This is a genomic window from Paracoccus fontiphilus, from assembly GCF_017356265.1.
Taxonomy (GTDB): Bacteria; Pseudomonadota; Alphaproteobacteria; order Rhodobacterales; family Rhodobacteraceae; genus Paracoccus; species Paracoccus fontiphilus.
The window spans coordinates 1-13,450 of record NZ_JAFNAW010000044.1 but is presented as its reverse complement, the minus strand read 5'-3'; the positions used below and the strand labels follow the sequence as shown (position 1 = coordinate 13,450).

Here is a 13,450-nt window from a genome sequence, read left to right as displayed (position 1 = left end):
CATGACGAACCTTCTTTCGATCATCACCTTCCTGCCCATCGTCGCGGCGGGCATCCTGGCCGTGTTCCTGCGCGGCGAGGACGAGGCCGCGCAGCGCAACGCCAAGTGGCTGGCGCTGATCGCCACCACGGCGACCTTCCTGATCTCGCTGTTCGTCCTGGCGGGCTTCGATCCGGCGGACACCGGCTTCCAGTTCGTCGAGGATCACCCCTGGATCATGGGCCTGCGCTACCGGATGGGCGTGGACGGCATCTCGGTCCTGTTCGTGCTGCTGACGACCTTCCTGATGCCGCTGACGATCCTGTCCACCTGGGACGTCAAGACCCGCGTCAAGGAATACATGATCGCCTTCCTGGTGCTGGAGGGGCTGATGATCGGCGTCTTCACGGCGCTGGACCTGATCCTGTTCTACCTGTTCTTCGAGGCGGGCCTGATCCCGATGTTCCTGATCATCGGCATCTGGGGCGGGGCGAACCGCATCTACGCGACGTTCAAGTTCTTCCTGTATACCTTCCTCGGATCCGTCCTGATGCTGGTGGCGATGATCGCCATGGCGCGGACGGCGGGGACGACCGACATCGCGCAACTGCTGGCCTTCGACTTCCCGTCGGAAACCATGCGCGTTCTGGGCTTCACCGTGGTCGGCGGGATGCAGACGCTGCTGTTCCTGGCCTTCTTCGCCAGCTTCGCGGTCAAGATGCCGATGTGGCCGGTCCATACCTGGCTGCCCGACGCGCACGTGCAGGCGCCGACCGCGGGATCGGTCGTGCTGGCGGCGGTGCTTCTGAAGATGGGCGGCTACGGCTTCCTGCGCTTCAGCCTGCCGATGTTCCCCGTGGCCTCGGACATGCTGCAGCCGCTGGTGTTCTGGATGTCGGCCATCGCCATCGTCTACACTTCGCTGGTGGCGCTTGCGCAGACCGACATGAAGAAGCTGATCGCCTATTCCTCGGTCGCGCACATGGGCTACGTGACGATGGGCGTCTTCGCGGCCAACCAGCAGGGCCTGGACGGTGCGATCTTCCAGATGCTTTCGCACGGCTTCATCTCGGGCGCGCTGTTCCTCTGCGTCGGCGTGATCTACGACCGGATGCACACGCGCGAGATCGACGCCTATGGCGGCTTGGTCAACCGCATGCCCGTCTATGCGCTGGTGTTCATGTTCTTCACCATGGCGAACGTGGGCCTGCCCGGCACCTCGGGTTTCGTGGGCGAGTTCCTGACCCTGATGGGCACCTTCAAGGCCAACACCTGGGTGGCCTTCGTCGCCGCGACCGGCGTGATCCTGTCGGCGGGCTATGCGCTGTGGCTGTATCGCCGCGTGACGCTGGGGGCGCTGATCAAGGAAACCCTGCGGACCATCACCGACATGACCCCGCGCGAGAAGTGGATCTTCGTGCCGCTGGTGGCCATGACGCTGTATCTGGGCGTCTATCCGCGCGCCGTCACCGACATCACCGGCCCCGCCGTCCAGGCGTTGCTGGTCAACTATCACGACGCCCTGCCGCATGACGGACGCGACGGGCTTGCAGTCACCGCCCAGGCGGAAACGACTGATGCCAGCCATTGAGGTAAGCACGATGACCGCGCTCGATTTCTCGACCATCCTGCCGGAACTTGTGCTGGCGCTTTATGCGCTTGGCGCGCTGATGGCCGGGGCCTACCTGGGCAAGGACGCGATCGCGCGCCCGATCCTGTGGGCGACCGTGGCCGCGCTGCTGGTGATCGGGCTTTACGTCGGCTATGCCGACCGCCCGGCGCAGGTGGCGTTCTTCGGCATGTTCACCGACGACGCCTTCGCCCGCTTTGCCAAGGTCACGATCCTGATCTCTGCCGCCGCCGTCCTGGCGATGAGCGCGGATTACATGGACCGCTACAAGCTGCTGCGCTTCGAATATCCGATCCTCGTGACCCTTGCCGTGATCGGCATGATGCTGATGGTCTCGGCCAGCGACCTGCTGTCGCTCTACATGGGGCTGGAGCTGCAATCGCTGGCGCTCTACGTGGCCGCCGCCATGCGCCGCGACAGCGTGAAATCGTCCGAGGCGGGGCTGAAGTACTTCGTCCTCGGCTCGCTGTCCTCGGGGATGCTGCTGTACGGGGCGTCGCTGGTTTACGGCTTCTCGGGCACGACCAGCTTCAGCGGCATCGTGCAGACGGTCGTGGGCGGGCAACTGTCCGTGGGCCTGCTGTTCGGGCTGGTGTTCCTGCTGGTGGGCCTTGCCTTCAAGGTCTCGGCGGTGCCGTTCCACATGTGGACGCCCGACGTCTACGAGGGCGCGCCGACGCCGGTCACGGCCTTCTTCGCCACCGCGCCCAAGGTCGCGGCCATGGCGCTGATCGCGCGGCTGATGTTCGACGCCTTCGGCAACGTGCCGGGCGACTGGGGCCAGATCATCGCGGCGCTTGCGGTCATGTCGATGTTCCTGGGCTCGATCGCCGGGATCGGGCAGCGCAACATCAAGCGGCTGATGGCCTATTCGTCCATCGCGCACATGGGGTTCGCCCTGGTGGGCCTTGCGGCGGGCACGGCGTTCGGCGTTCAGTCGATGCTGCTGTATATGGCGATCTATGCGGTGATGAACGTCGGCTCCTTCGCTTTCATCCTGTCGATGGAACGCGACGGGCGCCCGATCACCGACCTGGAAAGCCTGAACCGCTTCGCCCAGGCCGAACCCGTCAAGGGCTTTGCCGTGCTGTTCCTGATGTTCAGCCTGGCCGGCGTTCCGCCCTTCCTGGGCTTCTTCGCCAAGTACGGCGTGCTGACGGCGGCGGTGCAGGCCGGCATGTCCTGGCTGGCGATCCTGGGCGTGATCGCATCCGTCATCGGCGCTTTCTATTACCTGCGCATCGTCTACTACATGTGGTTCGGGGCCGAGAACGAGGGCGTCGAAAGCCGCATGGGCGCGGTGCAGTACCTGGCGCTGGTGATCCCGGCGGCCCTGCTGCTGATCGGCGCCGTGTCGATGTGGGGCGTGGATTCCGCTGCCGCCACCGCGGCGGAATCGCTGGTGGGCAGCGCGGTTGTCCCGGCTGATGCGGCGCTTTTGCCTGACACTTCGGCCGAGACCCCTGCCGTTGAGTAACGGCACCCTGCTGGCATCCTGGCCCGAGGGCGTGGCACGCCATGTCCTCGACCGCGTTGACAGCACCAATGCCGAGGCGATGCGCCTGGCGCCCAGCCTGTCCGGCCCGACCTGGATCATGGCCCGCCAGCAGACGGCGGGGCGCGGGCGGCGGGGCAGGGCCTGGAGCGATCCGCCCGGCAACTTCGCCGCAACGCTGGTCCTGCGGCCCGAAGGTGGTCCCGCCGATGCGGCGCGGCTGTCCTTTGTCGCCGCCCTTGCCGTGCATGACGCGCTGCGCCAGTTGTGCGGGCCGCAGTTGAATGTCGCGCTGAAATGGCCGAACGACGTGCTGCTGAACGGCGGCAAGCTGTCGGGCATCCTGCTGGAAAGCATCGGCGCGGGAGCGTCCATCCAGGCGCTTGCCATCGGGATCGGCGTGAACCTGGCGGCGGCGCCCGATGCCGCTGCCGTCGAGCCGGGCGCGCTGCGGCCGGTCAGCCTGTTGGGCGAGACTGGGCTGGTTGTCTCGACCGACGATCTTCTGGCCGCGCTTGCCCCGGCCTTCGACGACTGGCACCGGCAGATGCGCAGCTTCGGCTTCGCGCCCATCCGCGCGGCCTGGCTGGCCCGCGCCGCCAGGCTGGGCGAGACGATCACCGCCCGCACCGGCACGGTTGAGACCACCGGCCGCTTTGACGGCATCGACGAGACCGGCGCCCTGATCCTGACCGGGCCGCGCGGCAGGCAGGCGATCCCCGCCGCCGACATCTATTTCACCGGAGCCTGAGCCATGCTTCTGTGCATCGACACCGGCAACACGAACACCGTCTTTTCCATCTGGAACGGCGAGCGCTTCCTGGCGCATTGGCGCATCGCCACCGACCACCGGCGCACGGCGGACGAATATTTCGTCTGGCTGTCCACGCTGATCGACGGGCAGAAGTTCGCGCTGGACATCGACGCCTGCATCATCAGCTCGACCGCGCCGCGCGTGGTCTTCAACCTGCGCGTGCTCTGCAACCGCTACTTTGACACCCGCCCGCTGGTCGTGGGCAAGCCCGACTGCCTGCTGCCCGTGAACCCGCGCGTGGACATGGGCACGGTGGTCGGCCCGGACCGGCTGGTCAACACCGTGGGCGCCTTCGACCGGCACGGCCCCGACCTGATCGTGGTGGATTTCGGCACGGCCACCACCTTTGACGTGGTGGACGTGGACGGCGCCTATATCGGCGGCGTGATCGCGCCGGGCGTGAACCTGTCGCTGGAAGCCCTGCACATGGGCGCGGCCAGCCTGCCGCATGTCGACGTGACCATGCCGGCCAAGGTCATCGGCACCAACACGGTGGCCTGCATCCAGTCGGGGATCTTCTGGGGCTATATCGGCCTCGTGGACGGCGTCGTCCGGCAAATCCGGGCTGAACGCGCGCGCCCGATGAAGGTGATCGCCACCGGGGGACTTGCGCCGCTGTTCGATCAGGGGTTTGACCTGTTCGACGCAATCGAAGACGATCTGACGATGCACGGGCTGCGGCTCATTCACGATTACAACAAGGAGATGGGCAATGGCTGAGCGCCTGATCTATCTGCCGCTGGGCGGCGCGGGCGAAATCGGCATGAATGCCTATGTCTATGGCTATGGCCAGCCCGGACGCGAAAGGCTGATCCTGGTGGATCTGGGCGTCAGTTTCGGCGACATGGACAGCAGCCCCGGCATCGACCTGATCATGCCCGACCTGACCTGGCTGCAACAGAACCGCGACCGGCTGGACGCGATCTTCATCACCCACGGGCACGAGGATCACCTGGGCGCCGTGGGACATCTTTACGGCCGGCTCAAGGCGCCGATCTATGCCCGCCAGTTCACCGGCGCGCTTGTCCGCCTGAAGCTGGAGGAGCAGGGCTATTCGCCCTCGGCCGTGAACATCACCGGGCCACGCCCCGAGGTGACGCAGGTCGGCCCCTTCACCGTGCAGTTCGTGCCGGTCAGCCACTCGATCCCCGAAAGCGCGGCGCTGATCATCGACACGCCTGCGGGCCGTGTCGTGCATACCGGCGACTTCAAGCTGGACGGCACCCCGGTCGTGGGCGATCCCTTCGACCCGATCGCCTGGCACCACATCGCCGAGGAAGGCAAGGGCATCAAGGTGCTGGCCTGTGACAGCACCAACATCTTTTCCCCCAACCCCGGCCGGTCCGAGGCGATGCTGGCCAATCCCATCCTGGACTGGGTGATGGCGCAGAAGAACATGGTCGTCGCCACCACCTTCGCCAGCAACATCGCGCGCCTCAAGACCCTGTCCGAGGCCGCCATCGCCGGTGGCCGCAAGGTCTGCCTGCTGGGCCGCGCCATGCGCAAGATGGTGGCCGTGGGCCTGGAGACCGGCGTGCTGACCGATTTCCCCGACACCATCGGCCCCGAGGAAGCCGCCAGCCTGCCGCGCCACCAGGTGATGCTGCTGGCGACCGGATCGCAGGGTGAACGCCGCGCCGCCAGCGCGCAACTGTCGCGCGGGCGCTATCTGGGCCTGCAACTGAAGGAAGGCGACAGCTTCCTGTTCAGCTCCAAGACCATTCCGGGCAACGAACGCTCGGTCGGGCGGATCATGAACGCCCTGAGCGAGATGGGGGTCGAGGTCTATGACGCGGATGACGGGCTTTACCACGTCTCGGGCCATGCCAACCGCCCCGACATCGAGGCCCTGCACGAACTGCTGAAGCCCGAGATCGTGATCCCCATGCATGGCGAGCACCTCCACCTGCGAGAGCATGTGTTGATGGCCCGCGCCAAGGGCATCGCGGCCGAGATCGCCACCAACGGCACCATGCTGGACCTGACGGGCGACGTGCCGCGCATCGTGGACCAGGTGGAAACCGGGCGGCTGTACCTGGACGGCACGGTGCTGATCGGCGCCATGGACGGCGTGGTGCGCGACCGCATCCGCATGGCGCTGAACGGCCACGCCCTTGTCAGCGTGATCGTGGACGAGGACGACAACGTCCTGCCCGACGCATGGGTGGAACTGATGGGCCTGCCCGGCCGCACCCGCAGCGGCGAGGATCTGGGCGCGCATATCGAGGGCGAGCTGTCCGAGTTCCTGGAAGGTGCCAATCCCCGCGTGGTCCGCGACGATGCCAAGATGGACGAGGCGATCCGCCGCATCACCCGCCAGGTCGCCATGGAGGAGATCGGCAAGAAGCCCGAGGTGACGGTCATCATCAGCCGCCTGATGGGGGAATAGCTGCGGGGGCAGGGGGGCTTGACCCGGCCCCCTTGCCGGTGCAATCCCCGGCCCATGTCCGACACGCCCAAATCCGCCTTCGACCCGAATCCGCCGCGCCGCAACTTCTATGGCCGGCGGCATGGCAAGACCCTGCGCCAAAGCCAGAAGGGCTACCTGTCCGAGGACTTGGGCGAGCTGCGCCCGCGCGGCATCACCGTGCAGGACAACCCGGACCGCCGTCCCATCGACCCGGCGGCGATCTTCGGCGACGACCGGCCGATCTGGCTGGAGGTCGGCTTCGGCGGGGGCGAGCACATGGTCCACATGGCCGCCCGCTATCCCGGCATCGGCATCATCGGCTGCGAGCCCTTCATCAACGGCGTCGCCATGCTGCTGGGCAAGATCCGCAACGCGGGCGTGTCCAATGTCAGCGTCCATCCGGGCGACGCACGCGACCTGATGGACGTGCTGCCTGACGCCTCGATCAGCCGGGCGTTCCTGAACTATCCCGACCCCTGGCCCAAGGCGCGCCACCACCGCCGCCGCTTCGTCACGCCCGAGCATCTGGTGCCGCTGGCCCGCGTCATGAAGCCGGGCGCCGAGTTCCGGGTGGCGACCGACATCCCCGACTACATGCGCCAGACGCTCGAGGAGGTGCCCCTGGCGGGCTTCGACCTGGTGGAGGATACGCCGGCCGCCTGGGACGACTGGCTCAGCACGCGCTATGAACAGAAGGCGCTGCGCGAAGGCCGCGTGCCACACTATGCGACCTTCCGCCGCAGGGGCTGAGCCGCGTTCCGCATTGTCCGCCTGAAGCTCTGGCCAAGGGACAAGGCCCCTTGGCGGCCGTGCCAACACGCAAGCCGCAGCGGAGTGCCTGCGGCGCAAACGGGTCCGGGAAAGGGATTGGAGCGGGTGAAGGGAATCGAACCCTCGTATTCAGCTTGGGAAGCTGCTGCTCTACCATTGAGCTACACCCGCACAGGGTCTCTGAATATCGTCACGCTGCGGCGGCTGCAAGAGCGAAACCGCGCGCTTGACGCCTGACCCGGACGAGACTGCTGCCCTGACATCGGGCCGCACCCGCCTGCTGCCGTCGCCACCTGTTGGTGGCGGCATCACGCGTCAGACAAGGCCCATTTCGGCAAGGGCGGCGGCCATTTGCGGCGGCAGGGCGGCATCGCCCTCGCGGCCGCGCGGCATGTCGGACGGGGCATCGCCGGCGTTCAGATAGCGCCAGCCCTGGAAGGGGCGGCGGGGCACGGCGGTGACGGGAACGAGGTCGCGGTCCAGGATCAGGGCGCAGCGGCGGATGCCGTTGTCGTGAAAATGCTCGTCCAGCCGCACGATCCGCTGGCGGGCCAGCATGACGCCCTTGAAGACCCAGAAGATCGACCCGCCCGACAGCAGCTCGGCTTCCCGCTTGGGCCACATGCGGGTGACGTGGACGGCATGGCCGTCGCCGAACCTTCGCTGCCATTGCGCCAGGTCGTCAGGCCCTTCGGCGCCGACGCAAAGCTTCATGAGGTGGAGTTGTGCTGACATGGCCGCAAGATAAGGGGTGCCCAATGGCGTCACAAGACCGCCACGAAAGGAAAAGGCCGCGCAAAATGGCGCGGCCTTTCGAAAGCGTGGAACGGGACGATCAGAGTTCGTCCAGGGCCTCGACCGCCTTTTCCAGTTCTTCCTTGGTCACGGTCTTTTCCTCGACCTTCGCCTGCTCGGCGATGTGATCGACGACCTTGTCCTCGAAGATCGGGGCGCGCAGTTGCTGCTGCACGGCCTGGTTCTGCTGCACGAACTCGAAGAAGGCGCGTTCCTGGCCCGGATACTGGCGGGCGGCGCGCAGCACGGCTTGGGTCATCTCCTGGTCGGTGACGGTCACTTCGGCCTTCTGGCCGATCTCGGCCAGCAGAAGGCCCAGGCGGACGCGGCGCTCGGCCAGCTTCTTGTGCTCGTCGGTCGGCTCGATGCTGCCGTGGTTATGGTCGTGAACCTCGGGGTTCTCCTCGTGCCACAGCTGGTGGGCGATCTGGTGCGCCTCGGCCTCGACCAGCGACTCGGGCAGGTCGAACTTCACCTTCTCGTCCAACTGGTCCAGCAGCGACCGCTTCAGGATCGCGCGGGCCGCGCCGGCATATTCCTGTTCCAGGCGGCCGGCGATCTGCTTCTTCAGGCCGTCCAGATCCTCGGCGCCGAACTTCTTGGCCAGCTCGTCGTCGATCTCGGCTTCCTTCGGGGCCTTCACGGCCTTCACGGTGCATTCGAAGGTGGCTTCCTTGCCGGCCAGGTGCGCGGCGCCGTATTCGGTCGGGAAGGTGACGGTGACGGTCACGTCTTCACCTTCCTTGGCGCCGACAAGCTGGTCCTCGAAGCCGGGGATGAAGCTGTTCGAGCCCAGCACCAGCGGGTAATCCTCACCCGCGCCGCCCTCGAACGCTTCGCCGTCGACGAAGCCCTTGAAGTCGATCACGACCTGGTCGCCGCTTTTCGCCTTGCTGCCCTTCTTGCGGTCCTCGAAGGACTGAGCCGATTTCGCCAGGTTTTCCAGAGCCTCGTTGATCGCGGCCTCCTCGGCGGGCACGGTCAGCTTTTCCAGGGTCAGGCCGGTCAGGTCCACCTCGGGGATCGGGGGCAGCGCCTCGTAGGAGACGTTGACGACCACGTCGTCGCCTTCCTTCCAGGTCTCGCCGTTCTGCATCTCGACCTTGGGCTGGGTCGCGGGACGGTCGCCGGATTCGTCCAGATGCTTCTTCAGCGCGCCGTCGATGGCTTCCTGCATGGCGTCGCCCAGGATGCGCGGGCCGAACTGCTTCTTCAGCATGGCCATCGGGACCTTGCCCTTGCGGAAGCCCTTCATCTCGACCTCGGGCTGCGCTTCCTTCAGCTTCGCATCGACCGTCGCGGCCAGATCAGCTGCCGGCAGGGTGAACTGGTAGCCCCGCTTGAGACCTTCGTTCTGGGTTTCCTTGACCTGCATCTTCGTCCTCGTGTGCCATAAGGGCCGCCAAAGCCGCGGCGGCTGAAAAATTCCCGCCCTTCTAGTCGCGGGGACGCTCGGCTGCAAGCGGAACTGCGGCGGCACGGCGGACGTTTCCACCCGGTCCTTCCTCACCACGCCACGAGGCCTTGCCATGATCCGCTTCAGCGCCGTCCTTGCCACCAGTCTTCTTGCGCTTGGCGCCGGTTGGGCGCAAACGGCGCCTGTGACGTCTTCGGTCGCCACGCCGGGCGCCGTCACCGAGGCCCTCGCCAGCCAGACCGAGGAACAGGGCCAGTCCGGAGAGGGGAACTGCCCCGCCCGCGACACGGTCGCCGAAAACGCGACCCCGCCCCAGCCGGGCGCCAATGCCACCGACGCCAACAATGCCGGCAGCAGCGGTTGGAGCGGTGGTCTGGGCGGTTCGCACCTGGGGACCAATACCCAGGGCGCGGTGGAACAGTCGCCCACCTGGCAGCCGCCGACCGCGCGCGGGCTGGATCTGGCGGGCAGGGCGGAACCCGTCGCGGCGCAGCCGACAGCCTGCTGATCAGTTCAGGATCGGAACCGAGGGTTCGGCATCGTCCAGCCGCAGGCGCAGGCCGTCGCGGTTGAAGAACTCGCTGTCGCGGATCAGGGTGCGGTCGCCGTTCATGGCGCGGACCAGCTGGTCCAGCCGCGTGCGCGCCACATCGTCGGCAACCAGCCCTTCGCGCCCCGCGCGGAACAGCGCGACCGCGTCCCAGGCGACGCCCGACCCGTCCAGATAGGCGGCCATGTCCGGCCAGCGGATGTCGTCCCCGATCACATGGAGATGCGCTGATTTCAGCAGATCGACCCTGCCGCCGGCGGTGCCGATCAGCACGATCAGGACCGTGAAGCCATCCGTTTCCGCGAAGGTCGCCTGAAGCCAGTCGTCGAAATCGGTCATGTCCGGTCCTGAGGGTCTGGCGGAAGGGAATGGGAGTCGAACCCACCCGGGACAGGCTCGCTGCCCCAACCGGTTTTGAAGACCGGCCGCCCCACCGGGGACGATTCCCTTCCATCGGTGCCGAACAGGTCGGCGCGATGCGGGTTGATGCGACGTAAATCGCCCCGGCGCAAGGTCAGGCCGTGGCGGTCGAAGAAGTCGAGGATCTCGATGGCGACCTTGCGGCCGTTCTGCACGCGGTCGCGAAAGGCGGGGGCGGTGAACCAGCCATCCGGCGTGTGTGCCGCGACATCAAGGATGATCGCCACCATTTCCGCCGTCACCGCGCGCGCGAAGAAGTGGTCGTGCGCGATCTGGTCGGTGCGGCCCAGCTTTTGCGTCAGTTTCAGGACGCGGCGGATGTCGCGTTCGTCGATGCCGAACTCGGTCGCGAAATCGCGCACGCGGGGGGGACGGAAGCGGGTGTCGCCTTGCAGACCGGGGGCGATGCGCTGCCACAGGGCCTCGTCCTCGGGCGTCAGGCGGACCTCGTGGCCGGGCAGGCGGACAAAGGCGCCATCCAGGGTGGCGCGGCCTTGGTCGGCCTCGGTCCGCAGGAAGGCAAGGAACGCGTCCTTGGGCAAGCGCGGATGCAGCGTCAGGCGCAGGCGTTCGCGGCCAAGGCCCGGCAGATCGGGGTTGTCGTCGTGGAACTGCGTCAGGGTGGCGGTCAACTGCCGCTGCAGGCTGTCCAGACCCTCGGCGCTGACGGCCAGGTCGCCGACCGTGGCAGCCCCGGCAGCGCGGATCACGGCAGGCAGCGCGGCTTGCGACAGGCTGCGGTCGCGGGCAAAGGCGGGCAGATCGACCGGCGCTGCGGTCAGCATCGCCGCCAGCGCGCGGGCAGGGTCCTCGTGGCGCGCGGCGGCGATCAGGGCCAGCCGGTCCGGCGTGCGGCGCTTGCGGGCCGGGGCGCGCAGGTCCATGAAGCGCCCGCCGCCGATGGTGCGGCTGGCCGAGACGTCGCGCAGGATGAAGCGGTCGTGGATGGCGGCGGCGATGGGCCTGTCCAGCACGACCTGCACGGGGCCGCTGCCGCCGGGGGGGATCGGATCGCCCAGGGGCACGATGCGGGCGCCGGCCTCGACCGCGTGGCTGTGCAAGCGGGCGGGGAACCAGGTGCCGATGAGCTTGGGCTCGGATGCCAGCACCGTCAGCCAGGCGTCGATGCGGTCGGTGGGCGCGTGCAGCGCGGGCGACAGAACCACGTCGCCGCGATGGATGGCGTCCTTGCTGATCGCCTCGCCCGCAAGGTTCAGGGCGCATCGCTGACCCGCCAGGCCCTCGGCCGCGGGACGGTTCTGCGCGTGGATGGCGCGCACCCGGGCGGGCAGGCCGCGCGGGCCGACGATGACGGGATCGCCCACGGCCACGCGGCCCGTCAGCACCGTGCCGGTGACGACGGTGCCCGCGCCGGACAGGGTGAAGCTGCGGTCCACGGCCAGCCGAAGCGGACCATCGGAATGGCGGGCGGCGGTTTCGGTTTCGGCGGCGATCAGCGCTGTGCGCAGGGCGTCTATGCCCTCGCCGGTCAGGGACGATACCGGCATGATCGGCGCGTCGGCCAAGGCGGTGCCTTCCAGGACAGCGCGGATTTCGCCGGCAACCGCTGCGCGCCGCGTTGCGTCCGCCAGATCGGCCTTGGTCAGCGCCACGATGCCGCGCGCGATGCCCAGCAGATCCAGAATCGCCACATGCTCGCGCGTTTGCGGCATCACCCCGTCGTCGGCCGCCACCACCAGAAGCGCCAGGTCGATGCCGCCCGCGCCCGCCAGCATGGTGTGGATCAGGCGTTCATGCCCCGGCACATCGACAAAGCCGGTGATGGCCCCGCCGCCCAGGTCGGCATAGGCGAAGCCCAGGTCGATGGTGATGCCACGGGCCTTTTCCTCGGCCAGACGGTCGGCGTCGGTGCCGGTCAGCGCCTTGACCAGCGCGGTCTTGCCGTGGTCGATATGCCCCGCCGTGCCGACGATCATGCCGACAGCGCCTCCAGCAGATCCTCGTCGCGGTCAAGCGTCCGCAGATCCAGGACCAACGCGCCGTCGTGGATTCGCCCGACGACAGGGCGGGGCAGGCCGCGCAGGCGTGCCGCCAGCCGGTCCGGCGCATCGCCGCCCGCGCCCGTGATCCGCAGGCCCGCCGAGGGTATCGTATCGGTCGGGAGCGAACCGGACCCGATCTGGCTTGCGCAATCCGTAGCGGCCACGGCGTAATCCGGCAGCAACGCCGCCACCTGCGGGGCCAGCCGTTCGGCCTGAGCGGCGATGTCGGCCTGCGGGCGCGACAGGTGGCGCAGTACGGGCAGGCGCTCGGCCAGCCGGTCGGGATCGCGATACAGGCGCAAGGTCGCCTCCAGCGCCGCGATGCGGATCTTGTCCAGGCGGAGGGCGCGCTTGAGCGGGTTCTTGTTGATCTGCGCGATCAGGTCGCGGCGGCCGACGATGAAGCCCGCCTGCGGACCGCCCAGCAGCTTGTCGCCCGAGAACGTCACCAGATCCGCGCCCTCGGCCACCGCCTCGGCCACGGTGGGTTCGCGGCGCAGGCCCCAGCGGCCCAGATCGACCAGCGACCCCGAGCCGAGGTCGTTCAGCAGCACCACGCCCGCCTTCCGCGCGATCTGCGACAGGGCGGGGGCGGCGACTTCGGCGGTGAACCCCTCGATGCGATAGTTCGAGGTGTGGACCTTGAGGATCAGCCCCGTGTCGGGCGTGATCGCGTCCTGGTAATCGCGCGGGTGGGTGCGGTTGGTGGTGCCCACCTCGACCAGATGCGCGCCGGCGCGGGCCATGATGTCGGGCATCCGGAAAGCGCCGCCGATCTCGATCAGCTCGCCGCGCGAGACGATGGCCTGCCGCCCCTGGCCGAAGGTGTTCAGCGCGATCAGCACGGCGGCGGCGTTGTTGTTGACGATCGTGGCGTCCTCGGCCCCGGTCAGTTCGCACAGCAGTCCGCGCAGATGGTCGTCGCGCTGCCCGCGCCCACCGGTCTCCAGGTCGAACTCCAGCGCCAGCGGAGCGGCCATGGCGGCGCTGGCGGCGGCAATGGCGTCATCAGCCAGGATCGCGCGACCCAGGTTGGTGTGCAGGACCGTGCCGGTCAGGTTCAGCATCGGCCGCAGCCGGGACTGGGCGCTCGCGGCCAGGTCGGCGGCCAGCAGACCGGCCAGGCGCGCGGCCTCGACCGCGCCGTCCGCGCCGCCCTTGATCGC

11 protein-coding genes, 2 tRNA genes and 1 pseudogene are annotated in these 13,450 nt (G+C 68.1%); 7 read left to right on the top strand and 7 right to left on the bottom strand.

All coding sequences use genetic code 11. The features are described 5' to 3' along the window. Position 1: 1 nt before the first annotated feature. From J0F76_RS14240 to trmB, 6 genes are read left to right on the top strand one after another with little or no spacing between them, the layout of a single operon-like run. A complete protein-coding gene (locus J0F76_RS14240; RefSeq protein ID WP_207470435.1) occupies positions 2–1,570 on the top strand; it encodes an NADH-quinone oxidoreductase subunit M in 1,569 nt (522 codons plus the stop codon). Between the two features lie 10 nt (positions 1,571–1,580). Next, positions 1,581–3,086 carry an NADH-quinone oxidoreductase subunit NuoN gene (nuoN, locus tag J0F76_RS14235; protein WP_207470432.1) on the top strand — a complete coding sequence of 502 codons (1,506 nt, stop codon included), beginning with the start codon at positions 1,581–1,583 and terminating at the stop codon, positions 3,084–3,086. Positions 3,087–3,096: 10 nt separating this feature from the next. Continuing rightward, a complete protein-coding gene (locus J0F76_RS14230) occupies positions 3,097–3,855 on the top strand; it encodes a biotin--[acetyl-CoA-carboxylase] ligase (protein ID WP_207470473.1) in 759 nt (252 codons plus the stop codon). 3 nt (positions 3,856–3,858) lie between these two features. Next, positions 3,859–4,638: a type III pantothenate kinase gene (locus J0F76_RS14225; RefSeq protein ID WP_207470430.1), complete on the top strand. Its 780-nt coding sequence runs from the start codon at positions 3,859–3,861 to the stop codon at positions 4,636–4,638. Continuing rightward, a complete protein-coding gene (locus J0F76_RS14220; RefSeq protein WP_207470428.1) occupies positions 4,631–6,307 on the top strand; it encodes a ribonuclease J in 1,677 nt (558 codons plus the stop codon). The genes J0F76_RS14225 and J0F76_RS14220 overlap by 8 nt, the downstream gene beginning before the upstream one ends. A gap of 54 nt (positions 6,308–6,361) precedes the next feature. Beyond that, positions 6,362–7,078 carry a tRNA (guanine(46)-N(7))-methyltransferase TrmB gene (gene trmB, locus J0F76_RS14215; protein ID WP_207470426.1) on the top strand — a complete coding sequence of 239 codons (717 nt, stop codon included), beginning with the start codon at positions 6,362–6,364 and terminating at the stop codon, positions 7,076–7,078. A gap of 118 nt (positions 7,079–7,196) precedes the next feature. Here trmB and J0F76_RS14210 read toward each other — a convergent pair. The 3 genes from J0F76_RS14210 to tig form a co-directional block, all read right to left on the bottom strand. Further along, a tRNA-Gly gene (locus J0F76_RS14210) sits at positions 7,197–7,270 on the bottom strand. 144 nt (positions 7,271–7,414) lie between these two features. Next, a complete protein-coding gene (locus tag J0F76_RS14205) occupies positions 7,415–7,834 on the bottom strand; it encodes a DUF1489 family protein (RefSeq protein ID WP_207470424.1) in 420 nt (139 codons plus the stop codon). 100 nt (positions 7,835–7,934) lie between these two features. Continuing rightward, positions 7,935–9,269, bottom strand: a complete 1,335-nt coding sequence (gene tig, locus J0F76_RS14200) for a trigger factor (RefSeq protein ID WP_207470422.1) — start codon at positions 9,267–9,269, stop codon at positions 7,935–7,937. A 154-nt stretch (positions 9,270–9,423) separates the two neighbouring features. On the opposite strand from tig, the gene J0F76_RS14195 reads away from it, so the two are divergent. Then, on the top strand, positions 9,424–9,819 hold the full coding sequence (locus J0F76_RS14195; RefSeq protein ID WP_207470420.1) for a hypothetical protein: 396 nt from the start codon (positions 9,424–9,426) through the stop codon (positions 9,817–9,819). Here the strand turns inward: J0F76_RS14195 and J0F76_RS14190 are convergent, their stop codons facing one another. The 4 genes and pseudogenes from J0F76_RS14190 to selA all read right to left on the bottom strand — a co-directional run. Then, positions 9,820–10,200, bottom strand: a complete 381-nt coding sequence (locus J0F76_RS14190; protein ID WP_207470419.1) for a hypothetical protein — start codon at positions 10,198–10,200, stop codon at positions 9,820–9,822. A 17-nt stretch (positions 10,201–10,217) separates the two neighbouring features. After that, positions 10,218–10,313: transfer RNA gene (locus J0F76_RS14185), tRNA-Sec, on the bottom strand. Between the two features lie 93 nt (positions 10,314–10,406). Then, positions 10,407–12,218, bottom strand: a pseudogene (gene selB / locus J0F76_RS14180) (selenocysteine-specific translation elongation factor); the annotation flags it as partial. Further along, the coding region (selA, locus tag J0F76_RS14175; RefSeq protein ID WP_207470416.1) for an L-seryl-tRNA(Sec) selenium transferase at positions 12,215–13,450 on the bottom strand (1,236 nt) is incomplete at its 5' end. The pseudogene selB and the gene selA, both read right to left, overlap by 4 nt.

Coding starts and splice junctions, on each gene's coding strand:
- J0F76_RS14190 (WP_207470419.1), bottom strand. CDS start 10,200: ATGACCGATTTCGACGACTGGCTTCAGGCGACCTTCGCGGAAACGGAT.
- J0F76_RS14205 (WP_207470424.1), bottom strand. CDS start 7,834: ATGTCAGCACAACTCCACCTCATGAAGCTTTGCGTCGGCGCCGAAGGG.
- nuoN (WP_207470432.1), top strand. CDS start 1,581: ATGACCGCGCTCGATTTCTCGACCATCCTGCCGGAACTTGTGCTGGCG.
- J0F76_RS14240 (WP_207470435.1), top strand. CDS start 2: ATGACGAACCTTCTTTCGATCATCACCTTCCTGCCCATCGTCGCGGCG.
- J0F76_RS14195 (WP_207470420.1), top strand. CDS start 9,424: ATGATCCGCTTCAGCGCCGTCCTTGCCACCAGTCTTCTTGCGCTTGGC.
- trmB (WP_207470426.1), top strand. CDS start 6,362: ATGTCCGACACGCCCAAATCCGCCTTCGACCCGAATCCGCCGCGCCGC.
- J0F76_RS14220 (WP_207470428.1), top strand. CDS start 4,631: ATGGCTGAGCGCCTGATCTATCTGCCGCTGGGCGGCGCGGGCGAAATC.
- J0F76_RS14225 (WP_207470430.1), top strand. CDS start 3,859: ATGCTTCTGTGCATCGACACCGGCAACACGAACACCGTCTTTTCCATC.
- tig (WP_207470422.1), bottom strand. CDS start 9,269: ATGCAGGTCAAGGAAACCCAGAACGAAGGTCTCAAGCGGGGCTACCAG.